The organism is Pseudotabrizicola sediminis, assembly GCF_004745575.1.
Taxonomy (GTDB): Bacteria; Pseudomonadota; Alphaproteobacteria; order Rhodobacterales; family Rhodobacteraceae; genus Pseudotabrizicola; species Pseudotabrizicola sediminis.
Genome location: NZ_RPEM01000001.1, coordinates 85,529 through 103,416 on the forward strand (window position 1 = coordinate 85,529; position 17,888 = coordinate 103,416).

Here is a 17,888-nt window from a genome sequence, read left to right on the forward strand (position 1 = left end):
TGCTTTAGGGGCCGTTCCCCTGGTCCCCCGTAACAGTCAAACCCATCACCCGTCACACCCGTTGGGGCACCCCTTGGGGCACTTAAGCCGAGGGTGCAAACACTAAGCTACTGGAAAACTTGACACCACGAACAGGGTGAGTGGTTGGCTGGGGCGCCAGGATTCGAACCTGGGTATGTCGGTACCAAAAACCGATGCCTTACCGCTTGGCGACGCCCCAACCGTGCGGCGGTGTTTAGCCAAGGGTGTTGGCGGGTGCAAGGGGGTTCATCACAAAAATGCAAAGATGCCCGCGGCATCTGGTGTGCCTCACTCCAGGGATGACCGCGCCACCCCAACCGCAATGCAAAGATGGACGCGGCAGCCCATGCGCGCTATGGGGCGGGCATGGAAAAACTGGATGTCATTGTTCTGGGGGCCGGGGCTGCGGGCCTGTTCTGCGGGATCGAGGCCGCACGCCGCGGGCGGCGGGTGCGGGTGATTGATCACGCAAAGGCGCCGGGGGAAAAGATCCGCATCTCGGGTGGGGGGCGCTGCAACTTTACCAATCTGGAGATCGTGCCAGACAGGTTTTTGTCGCGCAATCCGCGCTTTGCGCTATCGGCGCTCAAACGCTTTACCCAATGGGATTTCATCGCGCGGATGGATGGCTGGGGCATTTCCTGGCACGAAAAGACGCTGGGCCAGCTGTTTTGTGACGGGCCTGCCACGCAGGTGGTGGAGGCGCTGACGCGCGATCTGGCGCAGGCTGGCGGCGAGCTGTGGCTGGGCTGCGAGGTCGGTGTGGTCGAGCGGCTACCCGCTGGAGGGTTCCGCGTTGAGACCCCGCGCGGGGTGCTGCACTGCGCCGCGCTGGTGGTGGCGACCGGGGGCAAGTCCATTCCGAAGATGGGGGCCAGCGGCTTTGGCTATCGGCTGGCCGAACAGTTCGGCCTGCCGCTGGTGGAAACCCGGCCCGGTCTGGTGCCGCTGACCTTTGCCGAACAAGAGCTGGTCTGGATGAAGCCGCTGTCGGGCCTGTCGGTTGAAGGCAGGGTGCGGCATGGGCGGACCGAATTCGCCGAAGGGCTGCTGTTTACCCATCGCGGCTTGTCTGGCCCGGCGATTTTGCAGATCTCCAGCTATTGGCGCGAGGGAGAGGCGATTTCGGTCGATCTCAGCATGGGGCGCGATATGGCGGCGCTGTTGCGGGATGCCCGCGCGCAGGGGCCGAAACTGGCGCTGCGCACGGCCCTTGCAGGGCTGGTGCCCGAACGGCTGGCGCGGCATCTGGAAACGGTGGTGGCACCTGCCGGGCCGCTTGGCACGCTGTCCAACGCGGGCCTGGAGCAGGTCGCCGATGGCTTGCGCAACTGGCGGCTGATGCCGGTGGGGTCGGAAGGTTACCGCACCGCAGAGGTGACGCTGGGCGGTGTGGATACCGATGCATTGGACGCCCGCACGATGCAGGCCAAGGACGTGGCGGGGCTGTATTTCGTGGGCGAGGTGGTGGATGTGACCGGCTGGCTGGGGGGGTATAACTTCCAGTGGGCGTGGTCATCGGGTTGGGCTGCGGGGCAGGTTGTTTGAAGTCAACGCCTTGCGCGACTTTCTTCGCGTAAATTATCAGCTTTCAGGATCGCGGTACTGATGCTGATTCCCGTTCGGGTCAGTTAAGGTCCACCCGTTCGCATCCGGCATCAGATAGTCCGGTCCGATGGGCACCTTGCCAAACCCGCCCGGAATATCCAGCACATAGGTCGGCAAAGCCGTGCCCGACAGCCGCCCGCGCAATTCCGCCATGATCGCCTGACCGGCTGCGATGGTGGTGCGGAAATGGCCCGCACCACGCGCGAGGTCGCAATGGTGCAGGTAATAGGGTTTCACCCGCAACCGGATCAGCGCGCGGAACAAAGCCTCCAGCGCATCGGCACTGTCATTCACCCCGCGCAGCAACACCGATTGCGACAAGAGCGGGATGCCCGCATCGGCCAGCCGGATCAGGGCGGCGCGTGCGTCCACCGTCAGTTCATCGGCGTGGTTGGTGTGCACCACGATCCAGACCGACGGATGCTGCTTCAGCGCGCCGATCAGCGCATCGGTGATCCGGTCGGGGGCCACCACCGGTACGCGGGTGTGCAGACGCAGCACGCCGACATGCGCAATGGCCACCAGTCGCGCCACCAGATCGGCAATCCGGCGCGCTGACAGCACCAGCGGGTCACCCCCGGTCAGGATCACCTCATGGATTGCCGGGGTGCGGGCGATATAGTCCAGCGCGGCATCAAGCTGATCTTGTGGCAGATGGCCGGTGTCGCCCACGGTTTCGCGGCGAAAGCAGAAGCGGCAATAGACTTCGCAGGTTTTCGTGACATGCAGGATCACCCGGTCAGGATAGCGATGCGTCAGCCCCGGAACCGGGGCATGGGAATCATCGCCGATGGGATCAAACATGTCTTCGGGCCGCTGGATCAGCTCTGCCGGTGATGGCACGAACTGCCGCGCCACGCCGGCGGACCGGGCGGACGCGGCGCGCATCTGCGGGGTCAGGCGCAGGCGGAAGTCCTGCGCCACCCGTTCCAGCACCGGGGCATCACCGGCCAGCGCCAGACCGTCGGCGACCAGATCGGCGATGGTCAGCGCCGGGCGCAAGGGCGATGTGCCGTCCATGCTCACAAGGTCAGCCGCGCAAGCCTGTGGCTTCCAGCAGGCCCCGGCGTTTTGCCTCGTAATAATAGCCCTTTGAGTACCACATCACCGCGCGGTCTTCCGACCCGTTGGCCACCATCCACGCCCCGCGCAGGTATTTCACCGCATAGCGCAGGTTGGTGTCGGGATCGAGCAGATCGGACGGAGCGCCGCGAAACCCCATGGTTCGCGCGGTTTGTGGCAGGATCTGCATCAGCCCCATGTAGGGCCCGTTGCGCGCCTGCGGGTTGTAGCGCGATTCCCGCTGCACCACCCGGTGCACCAGACTGACAGGCACGTCATATTCCGCAGCATAGCGCAGGATCAGCGCCCGCAGTTCTGGCGTCTCGCCCGGGTGGAGCGGGCCGCCGCCGGCCGCAAGGGTCCGCGTATGATCGCGCCCGCCACAGGCAGACAGGGCCAGCGCAAGACCAAGTGACAGGGCCGCGCGGCGCGAGATCGGGGGCATGGGCAGATCCTTTGTCCTTGAGTTCACGGCGTTCTAAAGCATCTGCGCCCCACGCTCCAGCCCCCGGCAATGACATTGACGGGATCGGATGTGGGCCAGACTCCGATACGGACCGGGATAAGACGTTTGGCGGGGTATCATGGGGCTTGCGAGCCTGTTAACCTGCGATACCGCAGATTTATCGGTGAGCCATGACCGTGCATCCCTTGCCCCCTTCCTTATCGCCCGCATCCGACCGGCCCCAAGCAGACCTGCCGCGCAGCCTGCATTCGGCTTTGGTGGTGGATGATCACCCGCTGTTCTGCGATGCCCTGTCGATGACGCTGAAGGCGGTGGCGGGGATCGGGCGGATTGAAACCGCCGACCGGCTGGACTCTGCGATTGCCCGGCTGGAACGTGCGCCGATGCCGGATGTGGTGGTGCTGGACCTGAAGCTGCCGGATGTCGATGGGCTGGACGGGCTGATCCGGTTGAAGTCGGTGGTGGGTATGGTGCCGGTGGTGGTGGTGTCGTCGCTGGCCGACAACCGGGTGGTCAGTGCCGCCCTGCGCGCCGGGGCATCGGGTTTCGTGCCCAAGCACAGCCACCGCGAGGTGTTCCGCGCCGCGTTTGACGCGATCCGGCAGGGCCAAGCCTATCACCCAGATGGGTATTTCCCGCACAATGACCCCTCGGCCCCGGCCAGCCAGCGCGAGGAGGCTGTGGCGCGACTGTCGCTGCTGACCCGGCAGCAGGCGCGCCTCCTGCAGTTGATCTGCGAAGGCAAGCTGAACAAGCAGATCGCCTTTGACCTGACCATTGCCGAAACCACGGTCAAGGCGCATGTCACCGCGATCATGCGCAAGCTGGGGGTACAAAGCCGCACCCAAGCCGTGCTGATCGCGCGCGGGGCCAGTTTTGACAGCCTGATGCCTGAAGGCGATTGAACCGCTTGCCGAAGCAGAGGGCGCGGCCTAGCCTCTGGGCGTGGGGGGACCGGCGATGCAGAAGATGCGTGGCGTGAACGGCGGTGCGGCAGACGTGCTGACCAGCGCCTGCGTGCCCGCCGCCGCCCCTGACGCGGCACGGCAGCTGTCGCAGGCTCTTGGAGCGGGGCCGTTTTCTCGGGTTGTGCTGTTCGTATCACCCGAGGCGGATCTGGCGCAGCTTTGTACGGATCTGGGCCAGCACTTTCCGCCCGGTCTGGTGATCGGCTGCACCACCGCCGGAGAGATATCGCGGCAGGGCTATACAGAGGGCGGTATTGTTGCGGTCGGTTTCCCGGCGGCCAATTTCAGCACCGAGTGCCTTTTGGTGCCTGATCTTGCGCGCATCAGCCCGCAAGACCTGATCGGCCAGCTGATCCGCGCCCGCACCGGGTTGCAGCGGGACCAGCCCGGATGGGATCATGAATTCGCGTTCATGATGGTCGACGGGTTGTCCACCGCCGAGGATGATCTGGCCGCCGCCGTCGCCTCGGGTCTTGGGCCGGTGCCGCTGTTTGGCGGGTCGGCGGCCGATGGATTGCGGTTCGGGCAGACCCACGTAATCTGGCAGGGGCAGGCACTGACCAATGCGGCGATTGTCATGCTGGTGCGCAGCCGGTGTCGCGCGCGGGTGTTCAACCTTGACCATCTGGTGCCGACCGACCGGCGGATGGTGGTGACGCAGGCCGACCCTGCCCGGCGGGTGGTGCGCCAGATCAATGCCGAACCGGCGGCGCAGGAATATGCGCGCCTGCTGGGCAAAGACCCTGCACAGCTGACGACCTTCACCTTTGCCGCGCACCCGGTTGTGGTGCGGGTGGGCGGGCGTCACCATGTGCGGGCAATCCAGAAGATGGAGGAGAATGGCGATCTGGTGTTCTTTTCGGCGATTGATGAAGGGCTGGTCCTGACGCTGGCCGAGCCGCAGGATATGGTCGCCCATCTGGACCAAGAGCTTGGTCGCCTGTCCGACCAAGGGCCGCCCGCCGCCATTCTGGCCTGCGACTGCATCCTGCGCCGGATGGAGGCCTTGGAAAAGCAGCTGTCGGGCGCGATTTCGGGCGTGCTGCGCGACCGGCACGTGGTGGGCTTTTCCACTTATGGCGAGCAGTGGAATTCCATGCATGTCAACCATACGATGACCGGGGTGGCGATCTATCCGCCGGACCCTGCATGATCGAGTCACTGATCAACCCCGCCGATCCGCCGGAACGGCAGATGGAAAAGCTGCTGACCATCGCCCAGGTGCTGATGCGGCGGGTGGAATCCGATACCGACGACAATGGCGCGGCCTATGCGCAGTTCCAGCGCGCGGCGATGCTGGAAGATCAGGTGCGCGACCGCACCCGCGATCTGGAACGCGCACTGGATCTGTTGAACGACTCGAACGCCCGGCTGGCTGCGGCAACCCGCAGCGCCGAGGCCGCGCGGCAGAACCTGGCCAATGCGATCGAGACGGTGCAGGAAGGTTTCGCGCTGTTTGATGCGGGCGATGTGCTGGTGCTGTGCAACTCGCGCTTTGGCATGCATATGGAGGATATCCGCGACGATCTGCGCCCCGGTCTGACCTTCGATGCCTATGTCAACCGCGTCAGCCGGTCGCGTTTTCTGGAACTGCCGGACCGGGAAAGCCCCGAGCATTGGGCGATAAGGCGCAAGCGGCGGCATCAGGACCGGCATGTGATCTTCAACGTCCGCATGATCTGGGACCGCTGGGTGCAGGTCAGCGAACATCGCACGGCGGACGGCGGCACGGTGATCCTGCAGACCGATGTGACCGATATCATCCGGTCTGAACGGCAGGAACGGGGCAAGCTGCTGGACGATCAGGCAAGAATGATCCGCGCCACGCTGGACCATATCAATCAAGGCGTGTCGATCTTTGACGCGGATGCCCGGCTTGTGGGGTGGAATGCGCGGCTGGGGCAGCTGCTGGCGATTCCGGTGGCGCGGTTCCGGGTGGGGGCATCGTTCGACCATCTGCTGCAGCGGTTTCACGAAGAGATCACCCTGTCGGACGGGATGACCGATGCAAGGCTGGAGGCTTGGGTCAATGCCGTGGCAGGCCGCAGCCCGTTGTCGTTCGAGGTGCGGCGCGGTGATGATCTGATCCTTGCGGTGTTCGCCCAAGGTATGCCCGACGGTGGGTTCGTGATGAGCTTTACCGATGTCACCACCGAACGCGCCGCGATCCACGCGCTGAGCCGCGCGAATGAAACGCTGGAGGCGCGGGTGATGGACCGCACGCTGGAGCTGGAGGATGCTCTGGCCCATGCCGAGCGCGCCAATGCCAGCCGGTCGCGCTTTGTGGCGGCAGCCAGCCACGACCTGCTGCAACCCCTGTCCGCCGCCAAGCTGTTCATCGCCAGCATCGGCGGCGAAGGCGTGCCACCCGAAGCCGTCGAGGCGCTGGAAAAGGCGCAGAATGCGCTGGTCTCGGTCGAGGGGATTCTGGATGCGCTTCTGGATATCTCCAAGCTGGAATCGGGTCGCGCGGCGGTGTCGGTGGGGCAGGTGGCCCTGCGCCCGATTCTGGCGCAGCTGGCGGCAGAATTTACCGCGATTGCGGCAGCCAAGGGGCTGCGCCTGACGGTGCGGCTGTCGGAGGCGGTGGTGATGACCGACCCGTCCTATCTGCGCCGCATTCTGCAAAATCTGATCGGCAATGCCATCCACTACACCGCGCAGGGCCGCGTGGTGGTGGCCGCGCGCAAGCGGGGCGGCATGACAAGGCTGGAGGTCTGGGACACCGGCCCCGGCATTCCCGAAGAGGAGCAGGACAATATCTTCAAGGAGTTCCACCGGCTGAACGCGCGGGCGTCCGCCAGCGAAGGCATGGGGCTGGGGCTGGCGATTGTGGAACGGGCCTGCGCGCTGCTGGGCCACCCGCTGGGCCTGTCGTCGCGGCTGGGGCGCGGCACCTGTTTCATGCTGCAACTGCCGTCCGTCACCACCGCCGATGCTTTGCCGGTGCCCGCACCCGCAGTCACACGCCCCAGAATGCGCCTGCAGGGCAAGATCGGCTTTCTGGTGGAAAATGACCCCGACCTGTGTCGCGCCATGGGGCTTTTGCTGGAAAAATGGGGGCTGTCGGTGCTGGATGCCGACAGCGGCGAAGCGGCGCTGGCGCTGATTGACGAACTGGGCATCCTGCCCGATTTCTTTCTGGTCGATTATCAGCTTGGGGGTGGCATGACCGGGGTTGATTTCATCCGTACCTTGCGCGCCTTGCATGGCGATGTGCCCACCCGTCTGATCACCGCCAACCGCAGCGTGCAAGTGCAGGCGCTGGCGCAGGCCGAAGGTGTGGAGGTGCTAATGAAGCCGATGGATGCCCGCGCGCTGGAGGCATTTCTGCGCGATCTGCCCTGATGTGTCGGGTATCCTACGACTTATGTTCCATAGCGTCAGACCGTGCTGCCGCCTAATCTGCCGCCCAAGGGAGACTGTGCACATGCAAATGAGCGATACACGAGAGATCAAGGCCGCACCGTCCGAGGTGTGGGCCGCCATTCTGAACCCCGAGGTGCTGAAGGACTGCATCCCCGGCTGCACCGAAGTCACCGGCAACCGGGACGAAGGGTTCGAGGCGGTGGTGACGCAAAAAGTTGGCCCGGTGAAGGCCACCTTCAAGGGGGCCGTCACCCTGTCGGACATCATTGAAGGCGCGGCGGTGAAAATCTCGGGCGAGGGCAAAGGCGGGCCTGCGGGCTTTGCCAAGGGCGGCGCCGTGGTGCGGCTGGAACCGATCCCCGAAGGCACGCGGCTGTCGTATGACGTCGAGGCCAATGTCGGCGGCAAGCTGGCGCAGCTGGGCAGCCGGATCATTGACGGCTTTGCCAAGAAGATGGCGGATGAGTTCTTCAACCGCTTCCAGACCGCCGTGGAAGGCCCGGCCGAACCGGAAGCGGCAGAAGCGGCGCCCGAAGGCGAAGATGACGCACCGAAAAAAGGCTGGTTCAAGCGGCTGATCACCTGATCACCTGAACCGCAAAAACGTACCCAGGACCAATCCAAGGGAGGAAAACATGACAAAAGTCACGATGACCGTGAACGGAAAATCCGTCTCGGCCGAGGCAGAGGGGCGCACCTTGCTGGTGGACTATCTGCGCGGCGGGCTGGGGCTGACCGGCACCCATGTCGGCTGCGACACCAGCCAATGCGGGGCTTGTGTGGTGCATGTCGATGGCAAGGCAGTCAAAGCCTGCACCGTGTTCGCGATGGATGTGATGGGTGCGGAGGTGCGCACGATTGAAGGTATGGCCAATGCCGATGGCAGCCTTGGCCTGGTGCAACAGGCATTTCAGGACCATCACGGGCTGCAATGCGGTTTCTGCACACCGGGCATGGTGATGACCACCGCCGCATTACTGGCCGAAAACCCGCGCCCGACAGAGGCGCAGGTGCGCCACGGGCTGGAGGGCAATATCTGCCGCTGCACCGGGTACCATAACATCGTCAAGGCGGTTCTCGCCGCGTCCGGTCAGGACGCAGACGCCATTGCTGCGGAATAGGGGGATCAGATGCCAAAAGATACCGGAATAGGCGCATCCACCAAGCGCCGCGAAGATGTGCGGTTCCTGACGGGCCGTGGCGTTTACACCGATGACCTGAGCCTGTTTGGCCAGGCCCATGCCGTGATGGTGCGCTCTACCGTGGCGCATGGCCGGATCGTGTCGATAGACACGTCGGCCGTTGAGTCCATGCCCGGCGTGCTGGCCGTGTTCACCGGCGAGGATTTCAAGGATGTCGGCGGCAACCCGGCGGGCTGGCTGATCAACAGCCGCGATGGCACGCCCATGCGCGAACCCAAGCGCCCGGTGCTGGCGCATGGCAAGGTGCGCCATGTGGGCGACGCCTATGCCGCCGTCATCGCGGAAAGCTACGCGCAGGCCAAGGATGCCGCACAGGTGCTGTCGGACGCGACGGTGATCGAGGAACTGCCCGCAATCGTCGACATGAAGGCGGCAGCGGCGGATGCGTCCAACCGCGTGCATGACGAGATTCCCGACAACATCTGTTTCGACTGGGGCTGGATCGAGGACAACCGCGCCGCCGTGGATGCCGCGATGAAGGCCGCCCCGCATGTCATCACGCTGGAACTGACCAACAACCGCTTGGTTCCCAACGCGATGGAGCCACGCGCCAGCATCGGCGAATATTTCCCGGGCACCGGCGATTACAAGCTGACCACCACCAGCCAGAACCCGCACCTGACCCGGCTTCTGATCTGCGCCTTTGTCATGGGCATCCCGGAAAACAAGCTGCAGGTCGTGGCCCCCGATGTGGGCGGCGGTTTTGGCTCGAAAATCTATCACTACGGCGAGGAAGCCTTGGTGCTGGCCGCCGCCAAACGCCTTGGCCGCCCGGTGCGCTGGACGGCAGAGCGGACCGAAAGCTTCCTGTCCGACGCGCATGGCCGCGACCATGTGACCAAGATCGAACTGGGCTGCACGGCGCAGGGCGACATTCTGGCGATCCGGACCGAGACCTATGCCAATGTCGGGGCGTATCTGTCGAACTTCTCGACCGCCACGCCGACCTTTCTGCATGGCACGCTGATGGCGGGGCCCTACAAGGTGCCGCATGTTTATGTGAACGTGAAGACGGTCTTCACGAATACCGCGCCGGTGGATGCCTATCGCGGGGCTGGTCGCCCAGAAGCAACCTACAGCATCGAGCGTGTGGTGGACAAAATGTGCCGCGAACTGGGTCTTGACCCGTTCGAGGTGCGCAGGCGCAACCTGCTGACGCCCGACCAGTTCCCCTATACCACGCCCGTTGGGTTGGTCTATGACACCGGCAACTATCAGGCCACGCTGGACAAAGCGGTGGAGCTTGCCGATGTGGCGGGCTTCGAGGCGCGGCGCGCAGAAAGTGCAGCGCGCGGCAAGCTGCGCGGCATGGGACTGTCCACCTGGATCGAGGCCTGCGGCATTGCGCCATCGCATCTGGTGGGCGTGCTGGGTGCACGGGTTGGCCTTTATGATGCGGCGACCGTGCGGGTGAATGCCACCGGCACGATTTCGGTGATGACCGGGGCACACAGCCACGGGCAGGGGCATGAAACCGTGTTCCCGCAGATCGTGGCGGAAAAGCTGGGGATTGATGCGTCCTCGGTGGAGATCGTGCATGGAGATACCGCCAAGATCCCGTTCGGGATGGGATCGTATGGCTCGCGCTCTCTGGCGGTCGCGGGGTCGGCCATGGACCGCGCCATCGACAAGATCATCGCCAAGGGCAAGAAGATCGCAGCCCACATGCTGGAGGCGGCCGAAGGCGACATCACTTTCGCCGATGGCAAATTCAGCGTGGCGGGGACCGACAAGGCCAAGACCTTTGGCGAGATCGCCTTTTCAGCTTACGTCCCGCACAATTACCCGCTGGAAACGCTGGAACCGGGGCTGGAGGAAACCGCCTTCTATGACCCCGCCAACTTCACCTATCCCGCAGGCGCCTATATCTGCGAGGTCGAGGTCGATGAGGGCACCGGCAAGGTCGATGTGGTGGCCTTCACCTGTGCCGATGATTTCGGCAATGTGATGAACCCGATGATCGTTGAAGGCCAGGTGCATGGCGGTGTGGGGCAGGGCATCGGGCAGGCGGTGCTGGAAAGCACCACCTATGATGATACCGGCCAGTTGCTGACCGGGTCATACATGGATTATGCGATGCCGCGCGCCGATGATGTGCCGTTCTACACGGTCGATCATTCGTGCAGCACACCGTGTACCCACAACCCGCTTGGGGTGAAAGGCTGTGGTGAGGCCGGGGCCATCGGATCGCCCCCGGCGGTGGTGAATGCGGTGATCGACGCGCTGCAGCGTGGCGGCCACACCCATGTGAAACACATCGACATGCCCGTCTCGCCCAACCGGGTGTGGCAGGCGATGAACGCGTAAGGGGGGATCACCATGCACAACTTTGAATTCGTCAAACCCGCCACCATCGCCGATGCGGTTGCGGCCTTGGCCGCCGAGGGCGCACAGCCGTTGTCGGGCGGCCAGACCCTGCTGCCGACCATGAAACAGCGGCTCGCCGCGCCAGAGGTGCTGGTCAGCCTGACCGGCATTGCCGAGATGCAGGGCGTCTGCATGGGCGAGGGTGGTCTGCACATCGGGGCCGCCACACCGCATGCAGTGGTCGCGGCAGAGGCGGCGGCGCATTACCCGGCGCTGGCCGCCCTTGCCGGCGGCATCGGCGATCCGGCAGTGCGCAACCGGGGCACCATTGGCGGGTCAGTCGCCAACAACGACCCGGCCGCCTGCTATCCGGCGGCGGTGCTGGCATCGGGCGCGACGGTCGTGACCAACACGCGCAGAATTGCGGCAGAAGATTACTTTCAGGGCATGTTCACCACCGCGCTGGAGGAAGGGGAGTTCATCACGCAAGTGATTTTCCCGATCCCGCAAAGGGGCGCTTACGTGAAGTTCAACCAGCCCGCCAGCCGCTTTGCCCTGACGGCTGTTTTCGTGGCGCAATTCGCTGATGGTGTGCGGGTGGCAGCAACCGGCGCATCGAACAACGGTGTTTTCCGCTGGGAAGAAGCCGAGGAAGCGCTTTCGGCGGAGTTCTCTGCCGGGGCGATTGCCGGGCTGACGGTATCATCCGACGACATGATCAGCGATCTGCACGGATCAGCGGCGTACCGCGCCAATCTGGTCAAGGTGCTGACCGGCCGCGCGGTGACTGCGGCGCGCTGATCTGGTGATGCCAGGCAAAAACCCCCGGTCGCAGGACCGGGGGTTTTCTTTTGGCAATCTGTGACCTTTAGGCCGACACTTGCTCGCGCAGGATTGCGGCGGTCATCGAGATCATCAGGTAGATCCCGGCAAAGATCAGCAGGGCCACCATCGTGTTTTCAAATGCGCGCGGATAGGTCGCCTCATCGGGGGGCACGGGGCTGACCGAAACCGACAGATAGCGCACCTGACGGTTGGCATCGGTGCGCGCGGTTTCCATCGATTGCAGCGATTGCGACAACAGCAGTTGCCGGGTCTGCACATCGGCCTGCGCCACCAGCAGTTCCGACTGCACCTGCGCCAGCGAGTTGCCGCCCGCGACCCCTTGGGTCAGGCGCGAGCGCAGGGTGGCAATCTCGGCCTCCAGCGTGGCGATCCGGCGGATCAGCGGTGCCATCCGGGCGGCATTGGGGGTGCTGTTCGATTGCATCTGCGCCAGGCTCAGCCGGTCCTGGCTGAGCTGCGTTTCAAGCTGGCCGATCTGTGTGGTGATCAGTGTCACCTCCACCTCTGACGACAGCACCTGAAACTGCTCTTGCAGGTCCACCACCTTGCGCTGCGCTGTCAGCATGGCCGCTTCGGCCAGTTCATAAGCCTCAAACGCGCCCTTCATCTGATCGGCGCGCAGGCGTTGGGTCAGATGATCGACCTGTTCTTCCGCATAGCCGATCAGCGCTTGCGAGAAATCTGCCGACACCCCGGGGTCTGCGGCGATCACCTCCATCTTGATGATGCCTTCGGTCGGATCATAGGCGATCTTCACGTTGCGCTGATAGACCTTGTAGGCGGCTTCGCGGGTGGCATCGACATCCAGCCGCTGGAGCGGGTCAATCTGCTCTTGCGCGAAATGCGCGCTGAATTTGTGGTCGGCATCCAGCCGCATCATCGCGTCGCGCGATTGCAGATAGCCCTGCACCGCGATGGAATCCTGCGAGGTGGCGAATTGCGTGCCCGAGAGCAGCCCGCCCATGCCCTGCGCGCCCGCCGGATCGGCCTGCTGGATCACGAATTCGGCCTTGGTGGCAAACAGCGGGGTGGCAACCACGTAATAATACCAGCCCGCCAGCAGGGTGGGCAGGCCGACAAAGAAGAACAGCCGCGCCATCAGCAGGGCCGATTTGCGGCGGCGGCGTCTTGCCAGATCGCGCTGGATGCGCTGGATTTCAGACAGATGCGATTCTTCGGCGCGCAGCTCGGTCGAGGGCACCTTGATCGGCTTGATGGTCTGCGGCAGGTGCACCCCGTCACCGCGCGGCGCGACCGTCAGCGCGCGCGACGCAGCCTCACCGCCGGGCAGCGGACTGTCAGCCCCTTCGGCGCTGATCATTTCCATGAAGGTCGATTTCTGGAACGGATCGATGCCAGCCGCGCGCAGCAGGCGCACAGCGTCAAAATCCGATGTGGCGGGCAGCCCGTATTTCTGCGCCATGCGCCGCGCCATGCGCAGCTGGCGCCCCGTCAGCCCCTCTTTGCGGATCTGGTCGATGTCGTTGGGGTTCGGGGCACTGGCCTGAGCCGCGCCCGGTTGGGCAGGGGCAGAGCGGGGCGGGGCAGGGCGGTCGGCCCCGGCATCCATCATCGCGCTGACCTGATCGCCCGCGGTGGGAAACGGGTCTGCGCCGAACCCGTCATCGGTTGCGGGTGCCGATGCGGATGCGGCGCGCGGCGGCACGCTGCTGGCAGGCAGCGCGCGCGGCCGCGGCGGCGGGCTGACCGGTGCAGACACCGGATCGGGACGGCGCAGGTTGTAGCGCTTAACCTTGAGCTTGATAGTCATAAAGCTGCTTTGCCTCTTCCAGAGAGTCGAACGTATAAAGCTGCCCGTTGCGCAGTACAGCGGCCTGTTTGCAGAATTTTTCCAGCGTCTGCGCCTGATGGCTGACAATCACCACCGTCGCCTGTTGCAGCCGTTCGCGCAGGATGCGCCCGGCTTTGCGGTTGAAGTCCACGTCTGTGGTGGCGGGCATGCCTTCGTCGATCAGGTAGATGTCAAACTCCAGCGCCAGCATGAGCGAGAACGAAAACCGCGCCCGCATGCCCTGACTGTAGGTGCCGACCGGCATGTCGAAATATTCGGCAATCCCGCACAGCCAGCGGCAGAAACTTTCGACATAATCCGGGTCAAGCCCGTACAGCCGGGCGACATAGCGGCTGTTTTCCGTGGCGGTGTGCTTGTTGACCACGCCCCCCATGAACCCCAGCGGAAAGGAAATGCGGCTGGTGCGGGTCACCCGCCCCTCATCCGGTTTTTCCAGTCCCGCCATCATGTTGATGATTGTGGTCTTGCCCGCACCATTTGGCGCAAGGATGCCAAGAGATTGGCCCAGATCAATGCGGAACGACGCCCGATCCAGAATGATCTTGCGCTGCTTTCCGGTCCAGAATGACTTTGACACGCCCTCGAACTCGATCACCGCCGCCCTTTCCACGCTTTGCCACGGGGCACGGCGTTTGCCTTGCGCCCCCCGCGCTGCGTCTCCCTGCCTTATCCCCTGAGCCACAGATCTTGTGGTGGGGTCTGCCTCTTGGTGTGAACCCTTGACACCGATCCCTTTTTTTAAAGTGTATGCCATGGGTTTCGGGCGGCATTATGTTCGACAGGGGGCCGTCATGGCAAGCCACCGGGTCAGGACACAGGGATCAGGACAGGCGGGTGCCATCCGGGGGCAACAACCCCAGGCCGCGCAGATAGATGCCGATTCCGGCTTCGAGCAGGTCTTCGGGCGGAAACGGGCTGCGCGCGCCGCCATTGGCACTGCCGCGCATGTAAAGCTCGACCACCCCATGGCTCATCGCCCAGATATGGGCGGAAAACATGGTCGCGGGCGGGCGCATGTCGGCGGGCATGTGCTGCGACAGGCTTTCCGCCGCACGTTCCAGCACCGCCCGCGCCTTGCCCGCCACCAATGCCAGATCGGGGTGGTCGTTCAAAGACAGGCCCGCTTCGAACATCGCCATGTAGTGGCCGGGATATTTGCGGGCGAATGCCAGATAAGCGCGGCCCGTTGCCTCGAACGCGGCCAAGGCGGTGGGGCGGCCATTGTCGAAGGCAAACTCCATCAGCGCGGCAAAAATCTCATAGCCCTGCCGCGCCACTTCGGCCAGCAGGTCTTCGCGCCCGGCAAAGTGCCGGTACACAGCCGCCGGGGTCACATCCGCCGCCTTTGCCGCCTCGGACAGGGTGAACCCCGTGGGCCCCTGATCGGCGATCAGGCCAAGCGCCGCCTCGACCAGTGCCTGCCGCAGATTGCCGTGGTGGTAGCCGCGCTTCACGCGCGGCCCTTGCGGATTTCCGGCCCGCCGCAGATGGCGGGGTCCGGCGTGCCGATCACCGCCAGATCGCGGCCCTTGTAATCGACCGACCCCAGAATGGTCTGCACCGCCGCGATCCGGGCGCGTTTCTTGTCATCCGACAGGATCACCGTCCAGGGCGCGACGGCGAAGTTGCTGCGCTCCATCGTCTCGTCAATCGCGGTGCAATAGGCGTCCCACTTCTTCAGCCCGTCGATGTCGATGGGCGACAGCTTCCATTGCTTGAGCGGGTCTTGCTCGCGGGCGATGAAGCGCTTGAGCTGTTCGGCCTGTCCGACCTCCAGCCAGATCTTGCGGAAGATGAAGCCCTCTTCCACCAGCATCCGTTCAAAATCAGGCAGTTGCGCAAAGAAATGTTCGCGCTGCGCCGGGGTGCAAAAGCCGAAAACATGTTCGATCACCGCGCGGTTGTACCAGCTGCGGTCAAACAAGGCGATTTCGCCATTCGCGGGCAACCAGTCGACATAGCGCTGAAAATACCACTGCGCCGCCTCGCGGTCCGATGGTTTGGCAAGCGCCACCACAGAACACACCCGCGGGTTCAGGTTCTCGCGCGTGACCCCGATGGTGCCGCCCTTGCCCGCCGCATCACGGCCTTCAAAGATCACGACCAGACGTTTGCCGCTGGCCTTCAGGTCTGACTGCATCTTGACCAGCTCGATCTGCAGCCGGTCCATATGGGCATCGTAGTCCTTGCCCTTCATTTCCTGCCGGTAGGGATAGGTCGGATCGAGAATGTCATCCTTGCTGGCCAACTCGATGGCTTTGCGCACCGGTTTCGGAGCTTCGGAGGTGAAAAATGTGCTGATGGCACCGTCGAATGGCAGGGTCATGGCATGGGTCTCCCGTATCTGCCCCACCCTAGGGCGAATGCCCGGTTCAGTGCAATCCGGCGCGGGTGGCGGCACGGTCGATTGCCGCGATCACCGCGTCCGGGTGGGTGTGATGCGGCATATGGCCCACACCCGGCAGAACCGTCAGCGCCCCATTGGGCAGGATCTTCATCAGCGGGGCCGAGTGGATATGGACCGGCACGATGGTATCGGCATCGCCGTGGACCAGTTCGACCGGTAGGGCCAACGTCTGATAGTCCTGCTCCATCACCTCAATTTGTGGTCGCAGTTGATTGATCTGCAATACATTCACGCCCATCGACTCGCGCCGCAACGTCAGGCCTATGCCCAGATGATCGGCGTATCCCTCCGGCGCGGTCTGCGGGGCAAACACCAGATCAATGGTGCGGCGGACATAGCTTTGCGCCACCAGAGCCGAGGCCAGTGGCACCAGCGTGGCCCGGCCAAGCGGCGTTGCGGTGATCCGGTACCACGGGTCCAGCACGCCCGGCCAGGGCAGCGAGGGGGACGACACCAGCACCAGCGCCGCAGGCGGGCTTTGCAGTGCCCATGCCAGTGCCACGGTGCCGCCATAGCTTTGGCCCAGCACGATGGGGCTCTGCACGCCAATCTGCGCCACAGCCGCACGCAGATGGCGGGCTTGCCCCGCAACGCTGGCAACATCCCCCGGCAAGGCGTCAGAATAGCCCAGACCCGGCCGGTCCACCGCGATCACCCGGTAGCGGCTGGAGAGGTGGTCCATCAGCGCAAAGGTGAATTCGCGCAGGTTGCCGTTCGCACCATGGATCATTACCAGATCCGGACCCGACCCTGCCACTTGCAGATGCACCTGCAACCCATCAACCGTCACGAACTGCCCCGTGGGGGGATGCGATTTCACCGCTGCCGCCTCACGCGCGGCCAGCCGCCACTGTGTGGCGGCGATCAGGCCAAGGCCGATGAGCGCCGCACTAGCGGCCAATGTCTTGAGGGTCATAGGGCGTGGACTGATAAATCTCGTTGATCCAGTTGCCATATAGAAGATGCGCGTGACTTCTCCAGCGGTTCAGGGGCGGCATCAACGGATTGTCATCGGTGTAATAGTTCAACGGCACGTTGATCGTCGTGCCATTTGCGATGTCGCGGTCATATTCCTGCTTCAGCGTGTCACTGTCATATTCAAAGTGGTTGAAGATATACAGCGCCCGGTGGTCTGCGTCTTCGACCAGACAGGGGCCGACCTCTTCACTGCCCAGCAGGGTGCGCAAGCCGGGCCGGGCCGAAATCTCATCCTGCCGCATCTCGGTCCAGCGGCTGACGGGGATCACGAAATCATCCGAAAACCCGCGCAAGTAAGGCGAAGTTGCAGCAAGGTTGCGATGCCGGAAGCAGCCGAACGCCTTGTGGTCCAGCATGTGTTTCTGCACGCCGTGAAAATGGTTGATCATCGCCATCCCGCCCCAGCACACGCCGAAGGTGGATTGCACATTGGTCTGGGTCCATTCGAAGACCTGCGTCAGCTCGTCCCAATAGGTGACTTCCGTGAACGGCAGGTGTTCGATCGGCGCGCCGGTGATGATCAGCCCGTCGAATTTCTCATCCTTCACCTCCTGAAACGGGCGATAGAACGCTTCCATATGTTCGGCGGCGGTATTCTTGGTCTGGTGTTCCGACATGCGGATCAACTCGAACTTGATCTGCAACGGCGTGGCCCCGATCAGCCGCGCGAACTGGTTCTCGGTCTGGATCTTTTTCGGCATCAGGTTCAGCAACCCGATCTTCAGCGGCCGGATATCCTGCCGCGCCGCGCGTTCGGGCGACATGACCATGACGCCTTCGTTCCGCAGAACGTCAAAGGCGGGCAGGGTCTCTGGCAGGGTGATGGGCATGGGACGCTTCC

At 64.0% G+C, this 17,888-nt stretch carries 16 protein-coding genes and 1 tRNA gene; 8 read left to right on the forward strand and 9 right to left on the reverse strand.

The genetic code is table 11. The features are described 5' to 3' along the window. Positions 1-145: 145 nt before the first annotated feature. Positions 146-220 (reverse strand) — tRNA-Gln (locus EEB11_RS00415). A gap of 167 nt (positions 221-387) precedes the next feature. On the opposite strand from EEB11_RS00415, the gene EEB11_RS00420 reads away from it, so the two are divergent. Then, complete coding sequence (locus tag EEB11_RS00420) at positions 388-1,569, forward strand: BaiN/RdsA family NAD(P)/FAD-dependent oxidoreductase (protein WP_135428350.1); 1,182 nt, start codon at positions 388-390, stop codon at positions 1,567-1,569. 36 nt (positions 1,570-1,605) lie between these two features. On the opposite strand, the gene EEB11_RS00425 is transcribed toward EEB11_RS00420, so the two are convergent. Both EEB11_RS00425 and EEB11_RS00430 read right to left on the reverse strand, forming a co-directional pair. Further along, on the reverse strand, positions 1,606-2,649 hold the full coding sequence (locus EEB11_RS00425; RefSeq protein WP_135428352.1) for a lysine-2,3-aminomutase-like protein: 1,044 nt from the start codon (positions 2,647-2,649) through the stop codon (positions 1,606-1,608). 10 nt (positions 2,650-2,659) lie between these two features. Next, positions 2,660-3,136, reverse strand: a complete 477-nt coding sequence (locus EEB11_RS00430; RefSeq protein ID WP_135428354.1) for a lytic transglycosylase domain-containing protein — start codon at positions 3,134-3,136, stop codon at positions 2,660-2,662. A 191-nt stretch (positions 3,137-3,327) separates the two neighbouring features. Here EEB11_RS00430 and EEB11_RS00435 point away from each other — a divergent pair, with 191 nt between their 5' ends. The 7 genes from EEB11_RS00435 (at position 3,328) to EEB11_RS00465 (ending at position 11,804) form a co-directional block, all read left to right on the forward strand. Beyond that, entirely contained in the window at positions 3,328-4,062 is a 735-nt protein-coding gene (locus EEB11_RS00435; RefSeq protein WP_135428356.1) for a response regulator transcription factor, read from the forward strand. Between the two features lie 55 nt (positions 4,063-4,117). Beyond that, entirely contained in the window at positions 4,118-5,278 is a 1,161-nt protein-coding gene (locus tag EEB11_RS00440) for an FIST N-terminal domain-containing protein (RefSeq protein WP_135428358.1), read from the forward strand. Continuing rightward, positions 5,275-7,473, forward strand: coding sequence for a hybrid sensor histidine kinase/response regulator (locus tag EEB11_RS00445; protein ID WP_135428360.1), 2,199 nt, complete (start codon positions 5,275-5,277; stop codon positions 7,471-7,473). The genes EEB11_RS00440 and EEB11_RS00445 overlap by 4 nt, the downstream gene beginning before the upstream one ends. A gap of 82 nt (positions 7,474-7,555) precedes the next feature. Continuing rightward, positions 7,556-8,080, forward strand: coding sequence for an SRPBCC family protein (locus EEB11_RS00450; RefSeq protein WP_135428362.1), 525 nt, complete (start codon positions 7,556-7,558; stop codon positions 8,078-8,080). A gap of 49 nt (positions 8,081-8,129) precedes the next feature. Next, positions 8,130-8,615 (forward strand): (2Fe-2S)-binding protein, encoded by a 486-nt coding sequence (locus tag EEB11_RS00455; protein WP_135428364.1) that lies wholly within the window; start codon positions 8,130-8,132, stop codon positions 8,613-8,615. A 9-nt stretch (positions 8,616-8,624) separates the two neighbouring features. Next, on the forward strand, positions 8,625-11,003 hold the full coding sequence (locus EEB11_RS00460) for a xanthine dehydrogenase family protein molybdopterin-binding subunit (protein WP_135428366.1): 2,379 nt from the start codon (positions 8,625-8,627) through the stop codon (positions 11,001-11,003). A 12-nt stretch (positions 11,004-11,015) separates the two neighbouring features. Beyond that, positions 11,016-11,804, forward strand: a complete 789-nt coding sequence (locus tag EEB11_RS00465) for an FAD binding domain-containing protein (RefSeq protein WP_135428368.1) — start codon at positions 11,016-11,018, stop codon at positions 11,802-11,804. A gap of 67 nt (positions 11,805-11,871) precedes the next feature. On the opposite strand, the gene EEB11_RS00470 is transcribed toward EEB11_RS00465, so the two are convergent. From EEB11_RS00470 to metA, 6 genes are all read right to left on the reverse strand, one after another. Further along, entirely contained in the window at positions 11,872-13,620 is a 1,749-nt protein-coding gene (locus EEB11_RS00470) for a KpsE/RkpR family capsule polysaccharide export protein (protein WP_135428370.1), read from the reverse strand. Continuing rightward, entirely contained in the window at positions 13,598-14,257 is a 660-nt protein-coding gene (locus EEB11_RS00475) for an ABC transporter ATP-binding protein (protein WP_135428372.1), read from the reverse strand. The genes EEB11_RS00470 and EEB11_RS00475 overlap by 23 nt, the downstream gene beginning before the upstream one ends. A gap of 226 nt (positions 14,258-14,483) precedes the next feature. After that, positions 14,484-15,116 (reverse strand): TetR/AcrR family transcriptional regulator, encoded by a 633-nt coding sequence (locus EEB11_RS00480; RefSeq protein WP_135428374.1) that lies wholly within the window; start codon positions 15,114-15,116, stop codon positions 14,484-14,486. Further along, positions 15,113-15,988, reverse strand: a complete 876-nt coding sequence (gene ppk2, locus EEB11_RS00485; protein ID WP_135428376.1) for a polyphosphate kinase 2 — start codon at positions 15,986-15,988, stop codon at positions 15,113-15,115. The genes EEB11_RS00480 and ppk2 overlap by 4 nt, the downstream gene beginning before the upstream one ends. A gap of 46 nt (positions 15,989-16,034) precedes the next feature. Next, the gene (locus EEB11_RS00490; protein WP_135428378.1) at positions 16,035-16,985 is read right to left on the reverse strand and encodes an alpha/beta fold hydrolase; all 951 of its coding nucleotides are present in this window, start codon (positions 16,983-16,985) and stop codon (positions 16,035-16,037) included. Beyond that, positions 16,960-17,877, reverse strand: coding sequence for a homoserine O-acetyltransferase MetA (metA, locus tag EEB11_RS00495; RefSeq protein WP_135428380.1), 918 nt, complete (start codon positions 17,875-17,877; stop codon positions 16,960-16,962). Before metA ends, EEB11_RS00490 begins: the two co-directional genes overlap by 26 nt. Positions 17,878-17,888 lie beyond the last annotated feature (11 nt).

Coding starts and splice junctions, on each gene's coding strand:
- EEB11_RS00420 (WP_135428350.1), top strand. CDS start 388: ATGGAAAAACTGGATGTCATTGTTCTGGGGGCCGGGGCTGCGGGCCTG.
- EEB11_RS00425 (WP_135428352.1), bottom strand. CDS start 2,649: ATGGACGGCACATCGCCCTTGCGCCCGGCGCTGACCATCGCCGATCTG.
- EEB11_RS00430 (WP_135428354.1), bottom strand. CDS start 3,136: ATGCCCCCGATCTCGCGCCGCGCGGCCCTGTCACTTGGTCTTGCGCTG.
- EEB11_RS00435 (WP_135428356.1), top strand. CDS start 3,328: ATGACCGTGCATCCCTTGCCCCCTTCCTTATCGCCCGCATCCGACCGG.
- EEB11_RS00440 (WP_135428358.1), top strand. CDS start 4,118: ATGCAGAAGATGCGTGGCGTGAACGGCGGTGCGGCAGACGTGCTGACC.
- EEB11_RS00445 (WP_135428360.1), top strand. CDS start 5,275: ATGATCGAGTCACTGATCAACCCCGCCGATCCGCCGGAACGGCAGATG.
- EEB11_RS00450 (WP_135428362.1), top strand. CDS start 7,556: ATGCAAATGAGCGATACACGAGAGATCAAGGCCGCACCGTCCGAGGTG.
- EEB11_RS00455 (WP_135428364.1), top strand. CDS start 8,130: ATGACAAAAGTCACGATGACCGTGAACGGAAAATCCGTCTCGGCCGAG.
- EEB11_RS00460 (WP_135428366.1), top strand. CDS start 8,625: ATGCCAAAAGATACCGGAATAGGCGCATCCACCAAGCGCCGCGAAGAT.
- EEB11_RS00465 (WP_135428368.1), top strand. CDS start 11,016: ATGCACAACTTTGAATTCGTCAAACCCGCCACCATCGCCGATGCGGTT.
- EEB11_RS00470 (WP_135428370.1), bottom strand. CDS start 13,620: ATGACTATCAAGCTCAAGGTTAAGCGCTACAACCTGCGCCGTCCCGAT.
- ppk2 (WP_135428376.1), bottom strand. CDS start 15,988: ATGACCCTGCCATTCGACGGTGCCATCAGCACATTTTTCACCTCCGAA.
- EEB11_RS00490 (WP_135428378.1), bottom strand. CDS start 16,985: ATGACCCTCAAGACATTGGCCGCTAGTGCGGCGCTCATCGGCCTTGGC.
- metA (WP_135428380.1), bottom strand. CDS start 17,877: ATGCCCATCACCCTGCCAGAGACCCTGCCCGCCTTTGACGTTCTGCGG.